The sequence below is a fragment of the Weissella sp. ESL1177 genome (assembly GCF_058107185.1).
The window spans coordinates 598,775-622,519 of sequence record NZ_CM176591.1 but is presented as its reverse complement, the minus strand read 5'-3'; the positions used below and the strand labels follow the sequence as shown (position 1 = coordinate 622,519).

24 protein-coding genes are annotated in these 23,745 nt (G+C 33.7%); 6 read left to right on the top strand and 18 right to left on the bottom strand.

The genetic code is table 11. The annotated features are described in order from the left end of the window. Positions 1–534: 534 nt before the first annotated feature. Genes hxlA through AC3B5D_RS02950 form a run of 3 tightly spaced genes read right to left on the bottom strand, consistent with a single transcriptional unit; the run spans position 535 to position 2,696 of the window. On the bottom strand, positions 535–1,167 hold the full coding sequence (gene hxlA / locus AC3B5D_RS02960; RefSeq protein WP_489839585.1) for a 3-hexulose-6-phosphate synthase: 633 nt from the start codon (positions 1,165–1,167) through the stop codon (positions 535–537). 8 nt (positions 1,168–1,175) lie between these two features. Further along, complete coding sequence (gene hxlB / locus AC3B5D_RS02955; protein WP_489839586.1) at positions 1,176–1,739, bottom strand: 6-phospho-3-hexuloisomerase; 564 nt, start codon at positions 1,737–1,739, stop codon at positions 1,176–1,178. Positions 1,740–1,748: 9 nt separating this feature from the next. Further along, the gene (locus tag AC3B5D_RS02950; protein WP_489839587.1) at positions 1,749–2,696 is read right to left on the bottom strand and encodes a class I mannose-6-phosphate isomerase; all 948 of its coding nucleotides are present in this window, start codon (positions 2,694–2,696) and stop codon (positions 1,749–1,751) included. A gap of 144 nt (positions 2,697–2,840) precedes the next feature. Between AC3B5D_RS02950 and AC3B5D_RS02945 the strand changes: the two genes are divergently transcribed. After that, positions 2,841–3,590: a DeoR/GlpR family DNA-binding transcription regulator gene (locus AC3B5D_RS02945; RefSeq protein ID WP_489839588.1), complete on the top strand. Its 750-nt coding sequence runs from the start codon at positions 2,841–2,843 to the stop codon at positions 3,588–3,590. 227 nt (positions 3,591–3,817) lie between these two features. Here AC3B5D_RS02945 and AC3B5D_RS02940 read toward each other — a convergent pair whose 3' ends face one another. Together AC3B5D_RS02940 and AC3B5D_RS02935 are read right to left on the bottom strand one after the other, a co-directional pair. Then, the gene (locus tag AC3B5D_RS02940; protein ID WP_489839589.1) at positions 3,818–4,453 is read right to left on the bottom strand and encodes an alpha/beta fold hydrolase; all 636 of its coding nucleotides are present in this window, start codon (positions 4,451–4,453) and stop codon (positions 3,818–3,820) included. A 61-nt stretch (positions 4,454–4,514) separates the two neighbouring features. Then, positions 4,515–5,078: a GNAT family N-acetyltransferase gene (locus tag AC3B5D_RS02935; protein ID WP_489839590.1), complete on the bottom strand. Its 564-nt coding sequence runs from the start codon at positions 5,076–5,078 to the stop codon at positions 4,515–4,517. A 206-nt stretch (positions 5,079–5,284) separates the two neighbouring features. On the opposite strand from AC3B5D_RS02935, the gene AC3B5D_RS02930 reads away from it, so the two are divergent. After that, a complete protein-coding gene (locus AC3B5D_RS02930; protein ID WP_489839591.1) occupies positions 5,285–5,875 on the top strand; it encodes a histidine phosphatase family protein in 591 nt (196 codons plus the stop codon). A 104-nt stretch (positions 5,876–5,979) separates the two neighbouring features. Here AC3B5D_RS02930 and AC3B5D_RS02925 read toward each other — a convergent pair whose 3' ends face one another. Then, positions 5,980–6,414, bottom strand: coding sequence for a universal stress protein (locus AC3B5D_RS02925; protein WP_489839592.1), 435 nt, complete (start codon positions 6,412–6,414; stop codon positions 5,980–5,982). 14 nt (positions 6,415–6,428) lie between these two features. Continuing rightward, the gene (locus tag AC3B5D_RS02920) at positions 6,429–7,841 is read right to left on the bottom strand and encodes an amino acid permease (protein ID WP_489839593.1); all 1,413 of its coding nucleotides are present in this window, start codon (positions 7,839–7,841) and stop codon (positions 6,429–6,431) included. 438 nt (positions 7,842–8,279) lie between these two features. Here AC3B5D_RS02920 and AC3B5D_RS02915 point away from each other — a divergent pair, with 438 nt between their 5' ends. Beyond that, positions 8,280–9,557 (top strand): MFS transporter, encoded by a 1,278-nt coding sequence (locus AC3B5D_RS02915; RefSeq protein ID WP_489839594.1) that lies wholly within the window; start codon positions 8,280–8,282, stop codon positions 9,555–9,557. 263 nt (positions 9,558–9,820) lie between these two features. Here AC3B5D_RS02915 and AC3B5D_RS02910 read toward each other — a convergent pair whose 3' ends face one another. The 9 genes from AC3B5D_RS02910 to AC3B5D_RS02870 all read right to left on the bottom strand — a co-directional run bounded on the left by AC3B5D_RS02910 (position 9,821) and on the right by AC3B5D_RS02870 (position 20,210). Further along, on the bottom strand, positions 9,821–10,162 hold the full coding sequence (locus AC3B5D_RS02910; RefSeq protein ID WP_489839595.1) for a helix-turn-helix transcriptional regulator: 342 nt from the start codon (positions 10,160–10,162) through the stop codon (positions 9,821–9,823). 587 nt (positions 10,163–10,749) lie between these two features. Then, complete coding sequence (locus tag AC3B5D_RS02905; protein ID WP_489839596.1) at positions 10,750–11,883, bottom strand: 5-methyltetrahydropteroyltriglutamate--homocysteine S-methyltransferase; 1,134 nt, start codon at positions 11,881–11,883, stop codon at positions 10,750–10,752. Positions 11,884–12,417: 534 nt separating this feature from the next. Continuing rightward, the gene (locus AC3B5D_RS02900; protein WP_489839597.1) at positions 12,418–13,152 is read right to left on the bottom strand and encodes an alpha/beta hydrolase; all 735 of its coding nucleotides are present in this window, start codon (positions 13,150–13,152) and stop codon (positions 12,418–12,420) included. 47 nt (positions 13,153–13,199) lie between these two features. Next, positions 13,200–14,876, bottom strand: a complete 1,677-nt coding sequence (locus AC3B5D_RS02895) for an alpha,alpha-phosphotrehalase (protein ID WP_489839598.1) — start codon at positions 14,874–14,876, stop codon at positions 13,200–13,202. A gap of 191 nt (positions 14,877–15,067) precedes the next feature. Continuing rightward, positions 15,068–15,889, bottom strand: coding sequence for a CPBP family intramembrane glutamic endopeptidase (locus AC3B5D_RS02890; RefSeq protein WP_489840588.1), 822 nt, complete (start codon positions 15,887–15,889; stop codon positions 15,068–15,070). A gap of 148 nt (positions 15,890–16,037) precedes the next feature. After that, on the bottom strand, positions 16,038–17,171 hold the full coding sequence (locus tag AC3B5D_RS02885; RefSeq protein ID WP_489839599.1) for an alpha/beta fold hydrolase: 1,134 nt from the start codon (positions 17,169–17,171) through the stop codon (positions 16,038–16,040). A 377-nt stretch (positions 17,172–17,548) separates the two neighbouring features. Then, the gene (locus AC3B5D_RS02880; protein ID WP_489839600.1) at positions 17,549–18,109 is read right to left on the bottom strand and encodes a GNAT family N-acetyltransferase; all 561 of its coding nucleotides are present in this window, start codon (positions 18,107–18,109) and stop codon (positions 17,549–17,551) included. 23 nt (positions 18,110–18,132) lie between these two features. Beyond that, positions 18,133–19,116: a S66 family peptidase gene (locus tag AC3B5D_RS02875; protein ID WP_489839601.1), complete on the bottom strand. Its 984-nt coding sequence runs from the start codon at positions 19,114–19,116 to the stop codon at positions 18,133–18,135. Positions 19,117–19,256: 140 nt separating this feature from the next. Continuing rightward, positions 19,257–20,210: a quinone oxidoreductase family protein gene (locus AC3B5D_RS02870; protein WP_489839602.1), complete on the bottom strand. Its 954-nt coding sequence runs from the start codon at positions 20,208–20,210 to the stop codon at positions 19,257–19,259. Between the two features lie 93 nt (positions 20,211–20,303). On the opposite strand from AC3B5D_RS02870, the gene AC3B5D_RS02865 reads away from it, so the two are divergent. Continuing rightward, the gene (locus tag AC3B5D_RS02865; RefSeq protein WP_489839603.1) at positions 20,304–20,768 is read left to right on the top strand and encodes a MarR family winged helix-turn-helix transcriptional regulator; all 465 of its coding nucleotides are present in this window, start codon (positions 20,304–20,306) and stop codon (positions 20,766–20,768) included. A gap of 178 nt (positions 20,769–20,946) precedes the next feature. On the opposite strand, the gene AC3B5D_RS02860 is transcribed toward AC3B5D_RS02865, so the two are convergent. Next, positions 20,947–22,020, bottom strand: coding sequence for a DUF5105 domain-containing protein (locus AC3B5D_RS02860; RefSeq protein ID WP_489839604.1), 1,074 nt, complete (start codon positions 22,018–22,020; stop codon positions 20,947–20,949). Positions 22,021–22,333: 313 nt separating this feature from the next. Here AC3B5D_RS02860 and AC3B5D_RS02855 point away from each other — a divergent pair, with 313 nt between their 5' ends. Next, complete coding sequence (locus AC3B5D_RS02855) at positions 22,334–22,903, top strand: DapH/DapD/GlmU-related protein (RefSeq protein WP_489839605.1); 570 nt, start codon at positions 22,334–22,336, stop codon at positions 22,901–22,903. A gap of 100 nt (positions 22,904–23,003) precedes the next feature. On the opposite strand, the gene AC3B5D_RS02850 is transcribed toward AC3B5D_RS02855, so the two are convergent. Further along, on the bottom strand, positions 23,004–23,402 hold the full coding sequence (locus AC3B5D_RS02850) for a MerR family transcriptional regulator (RefSeq protein ID WP_489839606.1): 399 nt from the start codon (positions 23,400–23,402) through the stop codon (positions 23,004–23,006). Positions 23,403–23,504: 102 nt separating this feature from the next. On the opposite strand from AC3B5D_RS02850, the gene AC3B5D_RS02845 reads away from it, so the two are divergent. Further along, positions 23,505–23,744 (top strand): hypothetical protein, encoded by a 240-nt coding sequence (locus tag AC3B5D_RS02845; protein ID WP_489839607.1) that lies wholly within the window; start codon positions 23,505–23,507, stop codon positions 23,742–23,744. The last annotated feature ends 1 nt before the right edge of the window (position 23,745 follow it).

Here is a 23,745-nt window from a genome sequence, read left to right as displayed (position 1 = left end):
TAACATCCCCTAACACTTTTCATTCACATTTGGACTAATTAAACCGAACAATTGATTAGTTGGTATAGAAAAATTAGTGGTTTGGAACGCTCGCCTTTTCTGACAGAAGATCTAATTTGGCTTTATCAGCGTCATCTGATCCATTGTAATGCCGCAATAGCCTTGTTCGTAAGCTACTATAAAACTACCTAAATCAACAAATAACCTCCTCGCTACCAACACGAGACATAGGTTACTTCAACGATGACTAGTTTAAAAATATATTTTAACACTGCCTAACTCGTCAAAGAGATAGGCTATCTTACTACGTGTGGTTGAAAAGAAACTCCAAAATAATATTATTAAAGATATTGCATTATAAACAGATATTTATGACTAATCCTCCTTTCATTAAATTTTGACGACCATCCATCGTATTCATAGGCATCCCCCTTCTTTCTAATGAAAAACTTTAACTTGTCCCATTATCATCACATAAAAAGTGCTCCAAGCATTGATGTTATCATGTTTGGAGCACTTTTTTATATTGATTGACTAGTTGCTATTGATTTGCTTCGCAATAGCTTTGGCCTCATTTAACGGAGAATGAGCATCAAGAATACCACTTCCGATAATTACAATATCTGGTTTAAATGACAAGTATTGAATAACTGTTTGTTTGTTAATACCACCTGCAACGGCTATTTGAACACTTTTGGCATATTTCTTTAATTCATTTAAATCTTCTATCGGTGTTCTGCCAGCTTGTTGCTGGTCTGCACCCGTATGAACAGCAATAACATCAACCCCTAAAGTTTCAAGTTCAGGCACTCTTTCTTCAAAATTTTTAACACAAATCATGTCTGCCACTACTTTTTTCCCACGCTTATGTGCTTCATTAACACAACCACTAATTGTTAAGTTATCTGTAATTCCTAACACAGTTATATAATTAGCACCTACATCAAATGCTAGTTTAGATTCATAACCACCCGCATCCATTATTTTTGCGTCACAAAGCACTTCTAACATTGGAAATTTATTTTTAATTTGCTTAACAGCTTCTCTACCCGCATCTATCAAAAACGGCGTGCCAATTTCAATGATATCAATATACGGCACTAATTCATCTAAAATAATTAATGCCTGTTTTAAAGACAATTTATCTATCGCTAGTTGTAATTTCATTATCTCACCTATTCTAAATTTGCATGATTATCAAAGGACTTTTCTAAATTAATATTTTTATATTTTGCCAACGCCACAATTAGAGAATCAGCTAATAGAAAAACTGTTTCCTCAAATAAACTTCCTCCTGGTAATATTCCTTTTTTATTAATTTGACTTGAAATTAATTTGTCTGTATATGCTGGTATTGTCACTACATTCGTAGCAATTTTGGATATACTAGAATCCTTACTAGTAGTAAAAATAGTTGATAGACCATGTAATTTATCAACTTTATCAATAATCATCAATAAGGATTTGGTTTCACCTGAAGCACTAGCAACTATGAGAAGATCACCTAATTTAAAAGACGGTGTTGTAACATCACCAACAACAAACACCTCAAATCCTAGGTGCATTAACCTCATAGCAAAAGCTTTCATCACCAATAATGATCTACCCGCTCCCACTAAAAAAATTCTATTAGCGGATTTAATTTGTTCTATTAATATATCCAAATTCTTTTGATCGATCAGTGAAATACAATTGGTTAACTCTTCTGCCGCCTGTATTGCAACTTTAATTGATTTCATAGTATGCTTTTAACCTCGTAAATTTTTATAACTAGCAAAAAACATATCCATCTGACCATTTAAATTAAGTTCACCAAAATCATCTGGGATAAGAACGGTTTCTCCTTTAGTAACAGTGACACCATTGATATCACCTTGGCCTTCGACAATCGTGACAAATGCAAATCTAGGAGAAGTATATAGACCATGCGCTTGTGTTTTAACACGACTAAGCGTATATAATCCTGGTTCGTCCCAGTAATTAGTAACTTCACAACCTTCATTATAGGAAGGTGCATACCACTCGAATCCTTGAGACTTATCTGGTACTAGTACATTATCTTGCACTTTATCAATGTGCAATTCTCGTTCTTTACCTGTATTTTTATCCTTACGATTATAATCAAAAAGACGATAAGTTAAGTCAGCGTTTCTAGATATGTTATAAGTTAGGACGTCCCTACCTATTGCATGCAACGTTCCTGCTGGAATATCAATAAAATGATCTTTTTTTACTGGTAAATATTTTAACAACTTTCCCCATTCTTTTTTCTCAGTCCACTCTCTGAATTCTTCTTTAGTACGAGCATGATGGCCAAATTCAATTTTTCCATCTTCTGGAGCATCTAGAATAACCCACGCTTCCGGTTTTCCACGAGAGCCATCATGAGCCATTGCATATTCATCATCCGGATGCAATTGTACAGATAAGTCAGATAATGGGTCTAATAAATTAACCCTAATTGGTAGTTCTTTTGTATCACATTTAAACCAATCCGGCTTTAAATTATACAATTGTGACAAGGTCATATCTGTACCCGACACTTTACAATCTGCTGCACCTGGCAAAGCAACGACGTTATATGCCTCACCAACTGGATAAACATCTGTTTTATAATTGTATCGTTTTAACATTCTATCACCACCCCAAATCCGTGGTTCAAAGTAAGGTTCAATTTTTATAATTTGTTTTACCATGATAAGCCAACCTCTTTTGTTTGTTTTATGGTACAAAACAAATTATACACTGCTTTTTTGTTTTATCAACAAAAACAAATCATATTAATTTGTTTCATTCCGAAAAGCCAAAATTTGTGTTAAAATTTATCAAAGAGGTTTCTAATGAAAAAAAATAGCAATGATAGAAGAAACAGTATTCTCCAAGAAGTTATATTACATAATAAAATTTCTATAAATGAATTAGCTGATAAATATAATGTGACAACTGAAACTATTCGAAAAGATGTTTCGAATCTAGAAGAAAAAAAACTTCTTACCAAAAGTTATGGATTTGTTACTGCCAAAACACCTTTTGTCGAAAATGAATTCACCAAAAAAGAACAACAAAAAATAAAAGAAAAGAATATCATAGCTGAACATGCATTAGCAATGATTAAACCTAATTCCTCAATATTTTTGGAAGCTAGTACAACTGTGCTACAGTTAGCTAAATTATTAGTTATGCAATCCGGCTTAACGATTTTTACCAATTCATTACAAATTAATGAAGTCCTTTCTAATTCTGATAACCAAATTTTTTTAACGGGTGGGCAATATCGACAAAAAAGTAATTCATATGTTGGTCCTTGGGTTGAAAGCTTTATTTCGCAATTAAACATTGACTATGCTTTTATTGGTTGTGACGGTTTTTCGAAAACTGGTCCCACAATTCATGCCTATCAAGAACTGAGTGTTAAAAAATTGCTCAAAAAAGCTAGTCAACAAACCGTTTTATTATGTGACACTTCAAAACTAAACAACACAGGTTTATATACATTTTGTCAATTTTCGAATTTAGATTTAATTATCATGGATAGAAAATTGCAAGATGAAGAATCACTTATTTTCCCAAATGATCTTTTAATTCAATAATTAAACCCTTAATTTAACAGAGATTCTACAATTTTTGTACTGATAGCTAATCTTACAGATTAGTTATCAGTACTTTTTTGTGTAAGTTACTCATAAACAAATAAAAAACAAACTAGCTCAAAGCTAGTTTGTCTCATAAAATCTTGTTAAAGAAGTCTTCAACTATAAATAAAGTTACTAAAATTTTACTAGGAATTAAAATCAAGTGAATTTTAAGATCTAAACGTTTATTTATCCCAATATTTCTTATGATATTCATTAATTAATCCTGCAAAAGCAATTGGTTCGTCTTCATTTAAAATATGTTGTCCTGGAATAATATGTAATTCAGCACCAGAAATCAAAGTTGCTAATTCTTCTGCTGCTTTTAAATTAGCTTTATCTTCAGAGCCACAAATAACATACGTTGGCAGATTTATATAGGACATCTCTGTTCTTAAATTTAATTTCTTAAGCGATCGACATAGTGCAATTGTTTGTTTTTTGGTGATTCCTAAATTGCTAAAGTTTTTATTGGGCATGAATTGAAACATTAAATTTTGTAAATTAATTAACAGTTTATTTGGACTTTCAAATTGGGCGCCAGAAACAATGATGCCTTGTAGAAATTTATTTTTCATCGTCGCTTGTGACAAAGCTAAAATACCACCCAATGAGAGTCCACATAAAATATATGGTTCATTAACCAATGCTAGTCTCTTTGTTAAACATTCATTTAGTAACGAAAAAGATAAATGTGTTTTTTCATGGACATCTGCAAATAAATCCACTGATATAAATTGTATATGCGAATCTAAATTTTTTATAACTTTAGTCCAGGAATTTTTATCTTGTCCTAAACCGTGTAAAAATACTATTTTCAAAATTCTCCCCCTTACCTTATTAGACTGTTATTCTCAAATTATTGACATAAACGTTAATTCATTATTGTTGTAAATGTACTTTAGCTTGCCACTCGTCTCTTAACAATGTCCAAATATAACCATCATGATAGCCATCTGCTAATAATTCATTTGCTCGAATAGTGCCGTCCAAATGAAAACCAGCCTTTTTTGCAACGTTATTGCTTTGTTGGTTATCTATGGCCGTATGAATTTCAATTTTATTGACTTGATAATCATTAAAACCTAATTCACACATACCAATAACAGCACGATGCATAATACCATGTCCATTAAAATTAGTCCCTAACCAATAACCAATTTCCGTACTATTATTTAGATCATGAAACCTGTTAAGACTAATTGCACCTACAGGTTGTTCTCGAAACATGATAATCGTCGTAACTGAAGTCCCTTTACCAAATTTTTCTAAATCTCTTACTAAAGCCTTCTCTTCATCAGCGATATTTTGTATCTCATTGACCCATGACAACCAAGTGCCTAGTTCATTACGGCTGGCATCAATCAATTTAAATATAGATTCAGCATCTACTTTAGGTCTTGGTATGGCTAAAGAAATTTCGTTATCAATTTTATATTCAAACATTGGTTATCCTCCATAAATTTATAGATATTGTTGTGTCTCTTGTTGTCCTTGTTTTGTATTCGTCTGACAATTTTATCAAATGACCAATAAATCTTATTTAATAATTCTTTTATATAAAGTGAATAATTACTATTTTACATTCATCTTAACCTACGATATATTAAAGTCAAATGAAAAAGACTAGTACGACAGAAAGGTGATTTAAAATGAAAGAACTTTATTTAATGCGTCATGGTCAAACGTTATTCAATCAATTACATCGAATTCAAGGTGCAAGTGATTCACCTTTAACAGAACAAGGCATTAACGACGCCAAAGAAGTTGGTCACTATTTTAAGGAAACCAATTTAACATTTGATCATGCCTATGCTTCGACGCAAGAACGCGCCTCTGATACACTCGAAAATATTGTTTCGCAACCGTATACCAGAGTTAAAGGATTAAAAGAATGGGATTTTGGCGTTTTTGAAGGACAAAGCGAACAACTAAATCCTCAAACCGATTCAGAACGCCATTCATATGGTAACTTTTTCGTGCAATTTGGTGGTGAATCAGATTTACAAGTTCAAGAACGAATGAATCGCACATTAACCAAAATTATGGAAAAACCTGACCATAATCGTGTGCTAGCAGTTAGTCATGGTGGCGCTTGTTTTATGTTTCTTCAAAAATGGCTACCATATAAAGAAATAGAACAACGAGTCACTAATTTCCATAATTGTTGCATTCTTAAATTCACCTATTCATCAGACGTAGGTTTTACCTTTGTTAAAACAATAAACGTCAAAGAATTGTAAAATACAAAATCGTCAAGACAAAGATGTTTAGCTTTATCTTGACGATTTTTTCATTTTTGACAAATTATAATGATAGAAAAGGACGAAAGAACTACCTATCATCTTTATTTTACAACTAGAACATCACAACCCGCATGTCCCACAATATAACTAGTATGTGATCCCTGCAACATTTTTTCGACTGCATTAGCACCAGTACTACCAACCACAATCAAATCAGTTTCTAATTCCTCTGGTAGTGTCTTCGCTAAACTTGTTTTGACATTGCCGATAATGGCATCAGCATAGACATCAACCTCTTCATCTTTATTAGCTGCTTTATCTAAATACTCGATAACTTTTTCGTGAGCTTGTTTTGCTAAATCTTGATAAAAATCTTCGCTAACACCAAATGATGAATCCATACCACGATCTCGATTAATTACCCAAGCAACATGTAAATCTGCCCCTAAATTTTTGGCTAAAGAAAAGGCAACCTCAAAAGCACGATTAGCTTGCTCAGAACCATCTACACCAACTAAGATATGTTTATAGGTCATAACGATACTCCTTTTTAGAATTTTAGATCAGCATGACGCTTACCATAACTAAAATATACAATCATTCCAAGGGCTAACCAAACCAAGAAACGTACCCATGTTTCCCAATTCAAACCAGCAATCAATACAATACAGAACACAATCGCAATCAATGGTGTTACTGGTACCCAAGGCGCTTTAAAGCCACGATGCAAGTCAGGCTTTGTACGACGCATGATCATGACACCAGCTGATACCAAAATAAATGCTGTCAAAGTTCCGATATTAACCAATTCTGATAGAATATTTAAGTTAATAAAGCCACCTGCTAAAGCAGTGATAATACCAAAGAACCATGTTCCCTTAAATGGCGTTTGATGCTTTTCATCAACATGACCAAAGAATTCTGGAAATAAACCATCACGAGACATTGAATAACTAATACGTGATTGTCCGTATAATTGGACTAAAATAACAGTTGTCATACCAAGAATGGCACCTAAACTAACAATGATTGATAACCAAGTTTGCCCTGTTTTTGCTAAAACAGCTAAAATTGGTGCATTCAAATATTTTTCAAAGACACTATATTTCACAACACCCGTCATAATCAAAGTCATGATAATGTAAAGGACTGTAGAAATTAACAAAGAATATAAAATTCCTCTGGGAAGTGTTTTACTAGGGTTAATTGTTTCCTCAGCACTTGATGAAACGGAATCAAAACCAATAAAAGAAAAGAAAACGATAGAAGCAGCGGGAATAATTCCAGTTGCAACACCATTTGTACGAGAATACATCCCAAATGGACTAAATGGATGCCAATTGCCAGGCTTAATGAACCAAATCGTACAAACAATAAACAAAATGATAACAGCTAACTTAATAATAACCATCGTATCATTGACACGCTTAGTTTGTGTAATACCAATTGAAATAACCCAAGTAATAATTAAAACAATGACAAAGGCAGGTAAATTAAAATATGTGGTCACACCGGGTGTCGTACCCGCAGCAGCTGTTAAGGCTGTCGGTATATGTATCCCTATATTATCAAGTAAATTAACAAAATAACCTGACCAACCAACAGAAACTGTTGCTGCACCTAAGGCGTATTCAAGAATTAAATCCCACCCCATAATAAAAGCAATAATTTCACCAAATGCAATATATGAATACGTGTAAGCTGAACCGGCAACTGGTGCCATTGATGCGAATTCGGCATAACATAATCCAGCAAAACCACAACAGATAGCGGCAATCAAGAATGAAATAGACAAGGCTGGTCCAGCAGTAAGCGCCCCTTTACCTGTCAAAACAAAAATACCTGTTCCGATAATTGCTCCAATTCCTAAGAAAGTTAAATCCCAAATACGTAACGTTCTCTTTAACGGGGAAGCATTCATAGTTAGCTCGTTAATGTCCTTTTTTCGAAATAATGTTGACATATTCTTTCTCCTTTTCTCATTTGATTTTAATGAGTTTATCACTGCCAAAATGATTTGTAAAATAAAAAGGTGAAATTTATCCAATAAAATCGAGCTAATGTTCGCTATTTACGTTTTATTTTAAAGCGCTTACTATTTAAAATAAAAATTAATATCTATATTTAATATATATAATAAATTATTATTAGATTAATAATATATATAATCTTTTTTATTATACCTTTTTTTGTCATTAATTTTATTATTGGATAATTAATCAACGATTTAGAAAAATATTTTCGATAAAAATTAATTAATGATGAGAATTTAATTAGCTATTATCCATCAATATGTTAGAAAACCTAACGAATTTTATTAAACTTAACATCCTCCTATTTTATAATGAAATAACACATGTTTCTTTAACTATTATTTGTACAAAAATGAAGGGAGCCAGATATGCAAAATTTTAGTCAACGACAAATTACTGCTAACATCATCAAAGGTTCTTTAGGTAATATGATCGAATGGTTCGACTGGTACATCTATGCCTCATTCACGGTTTATTTTGCACCATCCTTTTTTCCAAGTACAAATCAGACCACAGAACTATTAAGTGCAGCTGGGGTTTTTGCAGTCGGTTTCTTAATGCGTCCCTTAGGAAGTTTTATTATGGGAAAGTTAGCTGATATTCGCGGTCGTCGTGCTGCACTATCTTTGTCAGTGACTATCATGGCTACCTGCTCAATGATTATTGCATTGATGCCAAGTTACCAAACCATTGGTATCTTGGCACCGATTGGACTAGTTATCGTACGAATGATTCAAGGTCTTTCATTAGGTGGCGAATATGGTATTTCAGCAACTTATTTATCAGAAATGGCTTCCCAAAATCGCCGTGGTTACTATGCTTCTTTTCAATATGTTACTTTGATTAGTGGTCAACTGGCCGCACTTGCAATTCAAGGTATATTGCAATTCTTTCTAAATGAAGTACAACTTCAAACATGGGGATGGCGTATCCCTTTCGTTATTGGCGCATTGGGTGCTATCTTAGTGATGTATCTACGACTATCAATGGATGAAACACAACAATTCGAAAATTCCGTCCAAGAAAAAAATGGTCAATCTCGTGGATCATTGCATACACTCATGCAATATCCTAGTCAGGTGCTAACTGTGATTGGTTTAACATTTGGTGGTACGATTGCTTTTTATACATACACTACCTATATGCAAAAATATATGATTAACACTCTAGGGTTACCAAATCAAACAGTGACCACAATTAATTTTTCTGCCCTTTTAATTTTCATGGCTGTTCAACCATTATTTGGCGCACTTTCAGATAAAATCGGCCGTAAACCTTTACTATATTGGTTCGGTATTATGGGGACGTTACTAACGGTGCCAATTTTTATCGGATTAAAATACGTTTCAAGTCCAGTAATGGCCTTTTTGTTAATGTTAGCAGGTCTATTAATTGTTAGTGGTTACACATCAATTAACGCCATTGTGAAAGCTGAAATGTTTCCTACTGAAATTAGAGCCCTAGGGGTTGGATTACCCTATGGTTTAACAGTCGCTATCTTTGGTGGTACTGTCGAGTATATCGCTTTATGGACTAAGAGTATTGGCCATGAAAATATCTTCTTTTTCTACGTTTCTTTTGCCATCCTAGTCAGTTTATTGGTTTATGTCCGCATGCTTGAAACGTCAAAAAATTCAACATTATAATTATTGTTGATTTGATAAGTAATCATTTTTATTAAAGTCCGTTTATGTCGTTCATTATAAGAATTTAAAACAAGCATAGCATACTATCAAAAAGTAGTTTCTACCCACAAAATTGTAAACAAAAAGTAGCACAATTGATGAAACAATCAGCTACTTAATATGCAAACTATTTAATTAAATACCTCTGTTCAGTACCGTTTAGTGTATCAATGGTCATTTCAGTTTATCAGTTCATGTTTTTTATTCAAACACTCAGCTAATCATTAGCCCCAAACTGATTTGATAACGGTCCCGATAATCCAAACAATCGCAACAATGATCCACCCGCCGTGGATTAAAAAATCCCAAAAATTAGTTTCAGAATGACTACTATCATCAATAGTAATTCTATTTTTCAAATCTACATCACCCTTTATCAAATTATCTAATGAGATATTAAAAAAATCACTCAATGTAATTAACCGTTCAATATCAGGGTAAGCAGTTCCCAACTCCCATTTAGAAATTGCCTGTCGACTAACATTTAATGTTTGTGCTAATTGATCTTGTGTCAAATCTTTTTTCTCACGCTCTTCTTTGATTCGTTTACCCAATATTGTTGTCATATGACTACGCCTCTTATCTATTTATTTGTACTCATTGTGCACCAAACTGATTAGAAAAGCACGCTAATCATCAGAGCACAACCATGCAACCACTAGTTGCGAGAAAAGCAACCCAACTTTCTGTCATATTAGTTCAAATCCTCACTCATTGAATTATGACTAATATAAATATCTGTACTATAGAATGGCACAAATATTTGAACTGACAAAAACAGTACATTATGATCCAAATAGAATTCATGATTTCAAAAATATTTATAGAATATTTAATATGTGCTTCATAGCTACTTTCAAAAAATTTTTCCCACTTCCTATTTCAACTGAAAACTCATTCAAAAATAAAAAATGGTCTCATCCTGATGTACATCAGCAATGAAACCATTTTTGAACAATGAATACATTTCTACTATACTATATCGCTTACCTTCCAGAGTGAAATACAACTATTGAAAGGCTAGTAACAAAGACTGAGACAAAAATGAAAATACTTGAACTATAATTGATAATGTTTCTTATTTGCCGTCACTTTATATCAGGCAGACGTAATCATTTATTAATGAGACTTTCAACTCTGTTTTATTTCTACTTTATTCTCCCCAAACTTCTTGGGCAGTTTCAACAACTAAGCGAATTTTATCCCATTCTTGTTGTTCAGTAAGCTTGTTTCCTTCCTCAGTTGAAGCAAAGCCACATTGTGTGCTAAGTGATAAGTTCTCTAAAGGCACAAATTGTGAGGCTTCTTTAATTCGTTCGACTAGCGTTTCTTTAGATTCTAATTCTGGCTTCTTACTAGTAACTAAACCAAGTACAACTTGCTTACCCTCTGGTACTTCAGCTAAAGGTGCGAAATCACCAGAACGATCATCATCAAATTCTAGATAAAAAGCATCCACTTTCTCTTGCGCTAATAGATGACTAGCAACTGGTGCATAACCACCTTTAGCTGCCCATGTTGAATGATAATTACCACGGCAAACATGCGTGCTGATACGCAAATCATCAGGCAAATCTGTTATTGCGGCGTTATTTAATTTCAAATAAATATCTTGCAAATCATTCAAATCAAAATCACCATTCGTCATATCTTCCCAAAAGTCATGATCAACCACCATACCCCAAGTACAATCATCAATTTTGACATCGCGACAACCTTCGTCATACAAAGCCAAAATCAAATCATGATATGCCTGACCAATATCTGCAATCAAATCTTCTTGATTATCGTAATACTTATTTACAGCTGCAACATTTTCTTCGCCGCGCACGATTTCTGCATAAAACTGTGCAGGCGCTGGAATACTCTGACGTGGTGTAATGTCATCTTCATCAGCTACTAAGTCACGTAAAAACTTAAAAGCCTTGACATCATGATGATCGGGATCAAAGGCAATCTTACCTTCTACCTGTGCTGAGTCAGCTCGCGTTTCTTCATCATGAAATAGATAACCATGTTCTGGGACCGTATGTTTTATTCCAGCAAATCCCCAAAATGTATCCAGATGCCAATAACTGCGACGGAATTCACCATCAGTCACAATTTTTAAGCCAGCATCAATTTCCTTCGTAACCAAATCACGAATGGCTTCATCTTCCACTGCTGTCAATTGTTCATAGCTAATCTTGTTTGCTGCATAATCTTCACGTGCTTGCTTTAATTCACTTGGTCGTAGGAAACTTCCTACAATATCATAATGTAACTTTGTTGCTGTTTGACTAACCATTGTCATTTCTCCTTTTCTATACAAAAAACACCCCCAGAAAACAACTCTCGTTATCTTCTAGGGGCGTGTCATTAACAATATAATTTTCACGCGGTACCACCCACTTTTAACATCATCTTTACAAACGATGTTCTCATCAGGTACACAATACTTGCTATACCTTTCTACGTTAACGGGCAGAACCGCGACCGACTTATTTCTCAACTTGCCGTCCGTTTGCATTCCAAGACCATCTTCATCAGAATCCACTTGTCATTTCACAGCTACCATGACTCTCTGTAAAGCTTCTATCATTGATTACTCATCTTTTCTTAGCAATTACTTATTAAGTTGTCATTAATGTTAATCCGTCTGTTTGAAATTGTCAAGGCTTAAATGGAAATATTCTCATTTAAAATTCTAATATTAACACTTAAGAAAATATAAATGCTGACTATGTATTAAACTATTTATTGTTTGTTTTTGATAAACCAATATCGCAAGCAGCACCGTTCATAATCCTACTTTTAATACATACAAAAAATTTCTTCTTTTTTATAATTGATCAATCATTTGAACGACTTGTTGAATAGCGCGGTCCCAAACTTGCCATTCATTTGCACCAGGTACTTCCAGAAACTCATGTTTTAATCCTTTTTGTTCAATCTGATGATTTAGTGTCTGATTCATGGCATAAAATGGATCATCAACACCACAAAGTTGCCAAATTGCTGGCGCATTCTCTGTCTGTTGAGAAATTAAATATGCAATATCATTTTCTGATCCTGGTACCTGATCTGGTGAGCCAAACAAACGATGATACCAATTATTACGGTCAGGATGGTTTCGCCAATGCTTTGCAATATCCGGCATTGCTGATAACGCAAATATTTGTTGGAATTGATCAGGGTGCGTTAAACCAATTTTTAGCGCACCAAACCCGCCCATTGACACACCAGCAATAAAACATTTGTTTGAATCAGATGGCAAATGAAACCATTGTCGACAACGTTGCAACACTTCATCAGCAATATAATCAAAATACTGGCTGCCACCGATTATATTTGTGTAATAGCTACGATCAGCACGTGGCATGATGATTGTCATTTGAAATTCACTAGCATACGCTGCTAATCTTGTCTGTGTTAGCCATGACGTTTCGTCATCATTCAAGCCATGCAATAGTAACAATACCTTGCCATGATGTTCTGGATATTCTGGTAATATAACGTTAATTTTTGTATTCATTTGTAATTTTTCAGAATAAAATTCGATGTTAGTAATTGCCATAATTGTCTCCCCAATTTCGTATCATTTTAGTATATTGAGATGATAGTCTATTTTGTAAAATACCGATAAACCTTTGCCTCATATGGTCTTAACACGTCATCGGCATCATCCCGATAATTACTAATAATCTTTTCGGCATTTTGGGGTATTACCAATTTACGAATGACTTTATGATCTGTAAAATTAGCAATAATTAATAATTCTTCCTTATCAGCGATTCGCTTATACATATAAACTTCTTCATCATCAGATGCCAACAATTCATAGTGTCCTGTTGTGATAATTGGTAGTTCATGGCGTAACTTAATCAAAGATTGATAATAATAAAAAATCGAATGATTATCCGCTAATGCCTGTGTGACATTAATTTCTGGGTAATTTTCATTGACCTGAAGCCAAGGTGTCCCAGTCGTAAATCCAGCCGCGGTTCTATTATCCCATTGCATTGGTGTTCGAGCGTTATCGCGTGATGAATGATAAACATATTTCATCATTTGATCAGGTGATATACGATGTTGTTTCATAACTAAATCTTGATAGGCATTCAAAGTATCAATGTCTTGATAATCGTGAATATCATCATACTTAATATTTGTCATACCAATTTCTTCACCTTGGTATACATAGGGTGTTCCTTGCATCAAATGTAAAACAGTTCCCAACATTTTAGCTGATAATTCACGATACTCAGGACGCTCGTCACCGAAACGTGAAACAACACGTGGTCGATCGTGATTATTCCAATACAAACTATTCCAAGCTTTACCGTCTAATTCATTTTGCCATTTTGATAAAACACGTTTTAAATCAACTAATGAAAAACGCTCATCACTCCATTTACCTAGCCCTTCTTTACTATCATCAATAGTCGTATGTTCAAATTGGAAAACCATCTGTAACTCATGCGCGTTAAAACCGGTATATTTTATTGCATCTGCCGGTGTAACACCTGGTGTTTCACCAACTGTCATAATATTAGCTTTTGATAACACTTTTTCATTCATTTCACGCAAAAATTCATGAACACGAGGCCCATTTGCAACCATCTCCATTGATGAACTATGTTGACCAACAACAACATTGGGATCATCTGGAAACTGCATATCTTTTGAAATTAAATTAATCACATCCATACGGAACCCATCAACACCTTGTGCCAACCACCAGTTCATCATGTCATAAATAGCTTGACGTAACTTTGGATTCTCCCAATTTAAATCAGGTTGTTTCTTTGAAAAGATATGTAAATAGTATTGACCAGTGTAAGCATCATACTCCCAGGCTGATCCACCAAAATCAGATGCCCAGTTATTAGGCTCATGACCGTCAATTGGATCACGCCAAATATAAAAATCACGGTATGGATTATCTTTTGATACCCGACTTTGCTTAAACCATGCGTGCTCATCAGATGTATGATTAACCACCAAATCCATCATAATCTTTAAATCTAATTCATGGGCTTTCTGGAACAACTCATGCATATCTGCCATCGTCCCAAATGCCGGTTGAATGGCTTGATAATCACTAATATCATAACCATTGTCAGCATTTGGCGATTGATAAACTGGACTTAACCAAACAACATCGATTCCCAATTTTTTTAAATAAGGTAATCGCTTAATCACACCGGGAATATCTCCCATACCATCCCCATCAGTATCCTGAAAACTACGTGGATACACCTGATACACAACTGCTTTTTGCCACCATTCACTTGTCATCATATTCCCCCTTATATGGTAATTTCACACATCTTTATCTTATCATGTTTGATTTTTGCAATCGCTATAAACATATTAAAATAAACAAAAAAGAAGTGCGCTTAGAAGTTAAATTTTTACTTTAACTTCCAAGCACACTTCAAAACCCACTGTCTTCTAAAATCTTTTAATATGTGCTAAATATATCAAAATTAGCTAATTGTATCGTCTGTTTCCTTTAACATACTGCCAGGTGCTGATGGTCGAATCATCCATAATGAAATAATCAATACTGGCAAAAAACCAATTATCACTTCAGTCCATGTCATTGCTCCCGAACTGTTTTGAATCAGCGAGGTGATATCTACAAAAGAGTGGACAATAATTGGTAGCCATAACGAACCCGTTCTAATATAGAGAACTGCAAAACCAATTCCAAAAACAGTGGCGTACATAACTTGTTGAATCACTTCTAGTGGCGCTTCACCTCCTGATATGTTAATAAAGTGTATTGATCCAAAAATCAACGAAGAAATGATAGTTGCCATAAATATTTGCCATTTTGAATCATTAAAAAGCCACAGCAGCAGTATAAAAATAGTGCCGCGTATTAATAACTCCTCAAAAAATCCTGGTTGACTGCCAATGACAATATCCGCATAAATGGCATCAATCTCCATGTGTGGTAAAGCTTTGATAGAATCAATTATTTGATCACACGTTGGCAATATTATCGCCAAAAGAAGTGGAACAATCGACAGCCAATTGATATTTTTTTTGATACTGAAATGAAACTTGACAGGCCACTTAATGTTCAGAATCAATTTTGGTAGTATTGCTAACAATATTGATCCTAAGAAAAACAGTGTTGTCCCCAAAAATGCCGTAGGTTGGTCATGTTTAATCAAACCAAATTGACCTAAAACGTTATAGAATAAAACATCTCGAATCATCACTAAACTAATCAAAATAATAAATGACCCAACTATAATACTACCTAATCTCACATACTTATTCGAAATTAATTTCTTCACAATCAACCTTTAACCTCCTAACCTCCGAATTTTGGTATCTAACAATCATATAACCTCACTTTTTTTAACTGATACGCCCAATATGACAACGTACTTTGAGATTAAAAGAAACCACAAAAATTCATTATCAACAGAAATAGCCAATTTTTTAAAAGTTTTCATTTAAGAAACTGATAATGCATTTAGCAGCTAATTGTTTATCGCCAACTTGACAATGACGCTCGCCACCACTCCTTTCAGTAAACACTTTGCTAGTAATAGAACGCGCATTGACCAATTGTAAGGCTTCTTTTGCAGCTGTTTCAGCAGGAACATACAAATCTTTTGTACATCCAATTAATAAAACATCTTGTGTAATACGATCTAATTTGCCATTCATCGTGTACTTAGCTGCTTCCATCACAAAATCTACAGGTCGCTTCGTTAACGTGATATCCATTCCTTTTTGCAATTTAAAAGTTAAGTCAACATTATCTCTTGCTTTTTCTACTAAAATCGCATTGAACTTATTCTGTAATATTGAATCACCAGTTAATTTAGGTACAATTTCAGCTGCAGCTGGCATCTTCATAATTAACGCTTCAGCTAAATCATACATCACATCATAGGCTAGTACCTTTTGAATACGTGGTTCATAAGCAGCTGCACGCGTTGCTAGATAACCGCCTAGTGACATCCCTAAAATATCAGCTGCCTCAATTTGATAATAATCAAGAAGCGCACCAACTGGCTTTTCCCATTCATGTGTTAATGGGACCCCAGTTTTTAAACAAGTTCCTTGTCCAGGTCCCTCAAATAGAATGAAATTATAGTTTGGTAGACCATCGTACAAGCCTTGTGAAAATGTCAAACGTATGATTTCCTCCATATATGAATCGAAACCACCATGAAAAATAATTGTCTTGTTTGCATTTTTATGATTAATACGAACGACAGGCATATAACCTTGCTGATAAGGGACTTTATCAAAGATTAATTTTGATGTATCAATACTTTGATAGAAATTTTCTGAAAAACGACGATAAGTCTCTTTTTTACGAACATCTTTCTCAATTAAAAAGAAATCAGCCATTTGAAAATATGCTGAAGCTAACCCATAGTGCTTCGCTTTTTCAGCTTGATCACCTAACTTGTACCAAACTGTATACCAGCTTTCCTGATCAGAAATATATTTAACAGACTCATTAAGAATATTTTGAATATCATTGTTATTATAATATGGTTCCATGAAACGATTGATTTGAAAATTAAATTGTTCATTTTTCATGTATTCTTTATACATCATTAATCCCTTTCTTTTAAAACACGAATTAATTATTTCAGTACCATTAATTTATAACATCGTTAAGCACCGAGAGCAAGTGATTGCTATCTATTTGTGTCAAAATGATATCTCATCTTTTTAAGAAATACTGAAAAGCAATAATCTTTCAAACTAATTACTGACATTTTTTCCCAAATAACAAAAGAGGTTGGGACAAAAGAAAATGTTCCAACCTCTTTTTGCTAAAATTGTTTGAATTATAAGCCTGTCATTTTTATAACATAAACGCGTTCACAAAGACTGGATTCTCAATGTAACGAATTTTGCCCGCTTCACGGTCTGATGACCGCAAAACGTCTTTATTATCGCTCTCTCAACATTAAATAATTCTATTTTTATATCATTAAAAGGGTATTTTCCCAATCGTCCTTCAGTAACGTCCATATATACTCATCATGGCATCCATCTATTAACAATTCATTTGCCCGAATGAAGCCATCTAAATGAAAGCCACCTTTTTCAGCAACTTTGTTACTTCGTGTATTTTCGACTGCTGCGTGAATCTCTATTTTATTAACTTGATAATCATTAAATCCTAAATAACACATACCAACTAGTGAACGTTGCATAATGCCTTTTCCAACAAATTTCGTACCCAACCAATACCCGATTTCAGTACTATTGTCTAATTCACGAAATCTATTGAAGCTAATCATTCCCGCAGCTTGATTTCTATAAAGAATAATCAAATTTAATGAATAACCCGTCCCAAAGTGCACCATCACTTGAGATAAGAACTTTTCTTCATCTGCAACATTTTGTATAAGTGGTACCCATCGTAACCAGGGCATCAATTCTTCACGGCTATCGTTAACCAAGTTATAAACCGCTTTAGCATCAACTTTAGGTCTTGGTAAAACTAAGCTGACCTCATCATCAATTTTATATTGAAACACTAGTTAACCTCCAACATATCAGATTACTTCTCATAAACTTTCAACTTTAATGGTTCTGTGCTCATTTCAATTACACCACCCAAAGGAAAGGTAAAAATAGGTTGCGTGTGTCCAAAGTCAACATCATAAATGACAGGAATTTGCTTAAGCAACGGATATTTATCTAATATGTACAACAATAAATCATGTGTCATACCGCATTCCTTAGGAAATCTACCAATGACTAATCCCCTTATATCTGGATAAACTTGTAAAAATTGCGCTAAAAGACGATCAAATTCGTCCGCATCATCTTCTTCAGCTTCCTCTAAAAATGCGACTGGCTGCGCAATTCTTTTAAAAAAAGGAGTGCCAAATAATAAATGATAAGTCTGAATATTACCACCAATTATTGTGCCAGTTGCCCGGCCACCATGATAAACTTGCCATTTATTTGGCAAAAAATTCCTTGGTATCGATGTGTCATACCACGGATCACTTGTATACACATCACTAGCTACCAAATCATAATTCGCATCTTTTTCTTGATTTGATACGACTTGCAACCATTGTTTTGTTTGAAAGTCTTGCAATGCATCCATTTTAAAGGAAGAATACGCTGGTGAATAATATGTCACCAATCCTGTTTTAGCAAAGATGGCTGTATGTAAACTCGTTGTATCAGAATAACCAAAGAAAAATTTGGGATTACTTTTTATTAATGCCCAATCAATATAGGGTAATAATTCATTCGCGTTAAAGCCACCAATAGTTGTCATAACTGCTTTAACTTGCTTATCCCTAAAAGCATCATGTAAATCTGCCAATCTTGATGAAATCGAAGCAGAAAATAGTTGATCATTTTCATAAATATGTTGTCCAAACGTCACTTTGAAGCCAAGATCTTCTAAACGTTTTTTAGCAATTAAATTATTTTGCATCCCACCAATTTTTTCTAAACTTGAACTAGGTGAAATAACACGAATTTCATCACCAGGTTGCAATTTTTTAGGATAAATTTTTTCCATAAGTTATCTCCTTTCTAATATTTTTATTAAAAAATACCTTATTTACCTGTTTTCTACGACCATACATTAACGCTTAACTTATATGACGTTACTATATGGCGCGGTAAATATGTTTTAAAGATGCGCATCCTGACGTCAAGTTAAATAATCACAACGGGTCTTGGATGACTTGGTGCATCCCATGCTTCTTTTATATGATCTAACGCAAATAATTTTGTAGAAACTTGCCAATTGTTTGTCATTGCTAATTGAAAAACATGTGCAATCGCAGAAACTAATTCTTTGCCATGCAATGAACCAATGCCTGATCCCAATAAACTAATTTTGGTTGATCTTAATAAATTACCTGGTAAATTAATATTTGGGGATGCTAATGTTCCTATTTGAATATAGCGAATTTCAGATTGCACATGATTAAATTGATAAATCGCTTGCATAATTTTCTCGGTAGAATCTCCCCACAAATAGTCTAAAACAATGGTCACATCAACTATTTTTTGACCTAAATCTGCCACATATCGAGATTGTTCATCATCATTGTAGTCGTTAGAAGATAAATAAACATCTGCGCCAGCTGCTTTTAAATCTTCTTTTTCACGTCCTAATGCAATAACTTTTTTAGCGCCCAAAGCATATGCCATCTTAACAGCAAGACTACCCGCTGTACCAGTAGCACCATTAACTAAAACCACATCATTTTCAGTAATTTTAGCACGATTAACCAAAGCTGCATATGAACTCATACCTGGATTTGCAATTGCTGCAGCAGTAATTGTATCTAATCCTTTAGGAACTTTGACCGTCCGATGTCTATCAACAATTGTTTGTTCTGCTAATGCACCATAAAACCCCTTTGAACCATTAAAATAGTAACGTTCCCCACTTTTAGACTCACCAACACCTTCTATACCAGCAATTCTTGGAAAAGAATTGTCACTAGAATAATGACTCCCTAAAGATATTCCTTTACTAACTCTCGTTACTGCACTGGCTTTAATGGTCAGTACCAAATCATCACTAGTTAATGCTTGCGGTTCTTCTATTTCTTGAATGACAGGCATCATTCCTTTATTTTTAACTACGGCTGCTTTCATAATAAAAACCTCTCTTTATTTAAGTGCATTATGCACATAAATAAGTATAACATAGTGCGTGCATTATGCACGCATTATGTTTATAATACAAATATGGATACTCAAAAAATACAAGAATTATATGTTGAAACTTTTAAATTAGTAACCTTTTTTAATCAACCTGAAAACGATAAACTACTATTAGAAAAAAATAATATTGATTTAGACTTTAAACTATTTCCATTGTTTGTCGCTATTTCAAGAATGCAACCTGTAACCGTCCAAAAATTGAGTGATTTTTCAGGTCGCCCACACTCAACAATTAGCCGACAAATACAACGCTTAGAAGCTGCAAACCTCGTAGAAACTAACATAAATGTTAACGACAGCCGAAGTCGTATCATAAAGTTAAGTATGACTGGCGATAAATTATCGGATAAGATTAAAAATGCAAGATTTAAAACAATGAATCAGGTTTTAAGCAATATTACCGATCACGAACAGGAAACGATAATTAATAGTTTAAAATTACTAAATAGACTGATTTTCGAAAATGCCTCTGAAAATCAACGTAAATAATCTATCTCTTTTCGAATAAAAATAAAAAACACATTAGTCGTGATATACCAAAAAACAACTAAATTCATGAAAAATTCAGTTGCTTAATAATTAAGTTATTTAATGACATATAATATACATAACGGTTTTAGACTACTTGATGAGAGTATTTCGACCTCCCTTTTATTACGTCATTTTTCTAATAAAAATTACCGCCGAATTCTTTCTGTAATTGTTCAAATTCATAATCCGATTCAGATGTATCAACTGTCCATTTTTTACCATCTTTGATCAGTTTAATATCTTGACCATCATTTTCTCGCACAGGCATTGTCTCTAAAACTTCTGGAAACTTTTTGATGAGTGACTCCTTGACAGCGCGATCAACTTCACTATACGACATATCACCATTAGCATTCTCATTTTCATCTACTTGTCGATGCGCTTCAGTGATAACTGCCGATAAATCAGTCAATTTTACTAAAGTTGGCGTTACTGTAATTTCTGCAGTTGTTGGTGTCGCTGTCTTTATTGCATATTTAACAGACCCTTTTTTAGTATTCACAGCTTGGATTTGTTTAATCATATTTGTCGTTGCTTCATCAGCAATCGTATTGTTAAATGCGCGTGTTTCAAGGAAATCTCGAGTCACATTCCGATATGAAACTTGTTCATCTTCTAACTTATTAGTCAATAATTTGTCATACGAAATATCATCTGTCTTATTTAGAAATACCCGATTAACATAACTTGTCATCGCTTTTTGCGATTCCTCGGTATGATCTTGATACTTACTAGTGTTAACCTTCACCTTAGTCATTGGTATTTTATTTGTACCTGATGCGACTGGTGAGACTTCTAAAGTATATTTTTTGTTCTTAGTAACAGGGAAAACAACATACCCATTGATTACGTCATGTTTGGCTAGTTTTTCATATCCCATAGTTGAAAAATCATCCCCACTACCATAAATTTGAACTGATTTAATCCGATTACCACTTTTATCCCTTAACTTAATATCGCTAGTCATTAAGCTATGCTTAGCCCCTTTGTTTTTAATGTGTAAATTCAAAGCTAAATAACCTTTGCTTTTAGATAAAGTTTCTTTGTCTTCCGGAATAATGTATTCACCACTTTTAATGGTTACTGCATCCCCATTTGCAGGTGCTGAAGCTGTTGCGGCAATAATATGATTGTTACCAGCATATCCCGCGAACGTACTCACTGCTATCAAACTTGCAAAAACAATCCCCATTTTCTTATGTATTTTCATAATAAATCCCCTTTTATTAATCTACATTTGAACATAGTGCCCGTACCCATTTATTAAATTAACCAGTCATTAATACATTCTTTAGCAATTAACACCGCTAACAGCAACGTATTTATGATGAGAGATATCCTAATTAAATTATAACAAATATGAAATAAAGACTGTTGTAATAACAACTCGTTTCATTTTTGATTCTTATTAGTACAAATCTATTAGTGAATTTTAATAATAACAAGATTTTCTTGACCTAAAGTCAGATTTAGGGTTTAAAGTAAACATGTGAGAAAAAAAGAGATAAACAAGAAGGAAAAATATGGAATTAGTTAATTTATTACAAAAAATGAACACGGAACAATTTATTGCAAATAATTCTGAAACACAACAGGCTATGAATGCTATTTCTAGTGACACACGACGTTTATGCATGATTTTAAACACTGGCGTCTATACAGATGAAGAAATTAGACAACAGTTTTTTAAAATTATTGGTCAAAAAGATGATCCGACATTTTCAATGTTTTTACCGTTCACCACTGATTTTGGTAAAAATATTAAAATTGGTCATCATGTTTTTATGAATTCAGGCTGCCGTTTTCAAGATCAGGGAAGAATTATTATTGGTGATGATTGCTTAATTGGCCATAATGTTGTCATCGCAACCATTAATCATGATTTAAACCCTGATAAACGAAATAACTTACATTTACAACCCGTTGAATTAAAAAAGAATGCTTGGATTGGTTCAAATGTCACTATTTTACCAGGTGTGACCATTGGAGAAAATGCTGTCGTGGCTGCTGGTTCAATTGTCACAAAAAACGTACCAGATAATGTTGTCGTGGCTGGTAATCCAGCAAAATTTATCAAATCAATATCAATATAGGATTCATATACTCTTAAAAGACGCCATCGCTATTAAATTGCTGCATTTAATAACAACGGCGTCTTTTACAACTAAATATTAATTCATTTAAAAGTCCCTTCTAACAATTATTTTTTACATAAAACTCTGTACCATCTTTAACTGCCTGTCCGTAATAATGACATTTATATTCAAGCGTTGCTAATGTTTCATCTAATTCAACCATTTTAGCTTGCACAGTTTGTCGTAAATCCTGAAACATTTGCAATCGCTGCTGTAATGTACTATCTCCCATCTCACACCATTGAATAAATATTTTTATATCTTTAATAGCCATCCCTGATTTTTTGAGACATTCAATAATTTTAATGGTTTCCAGATTTTCTGATGTAAATTGTCGGACACCTGCATCGTTTTTTTGTAAATTAGGGATTAGATTTTCCTTATCATAATAGCGTATTGTTGAAATTGATAAATTAAATTGTGTTGCAACTTCTCCGATTGAATATGTTTTTCTCATAATTACATTGCCTCTTAAATTTTTCTTGACCTAAAGTCAGGTTTAGGCTTTAAAGTGATTGTAACATAATAATAATTTTATATGAAAGGAAGAATCAATATTATGGCTATTAAAGATAAAGTAGTAATTATCACGGGTGCTTCTTCAGGTATTGGTGCTATAGCAACCGAATTATACACATCATCCACTGACCCTGAAACTCAAAAAGCTGAACTAGAAAATGAAAAACACATTGGCCTTAGTGCACAACAAATCGCAAATGCGGTAACGTTTGCAATCGATTCACCTGCTAGCATGGATATTAACAAAATGATGATTCGACCTATCAAACAAACTGTCTAAT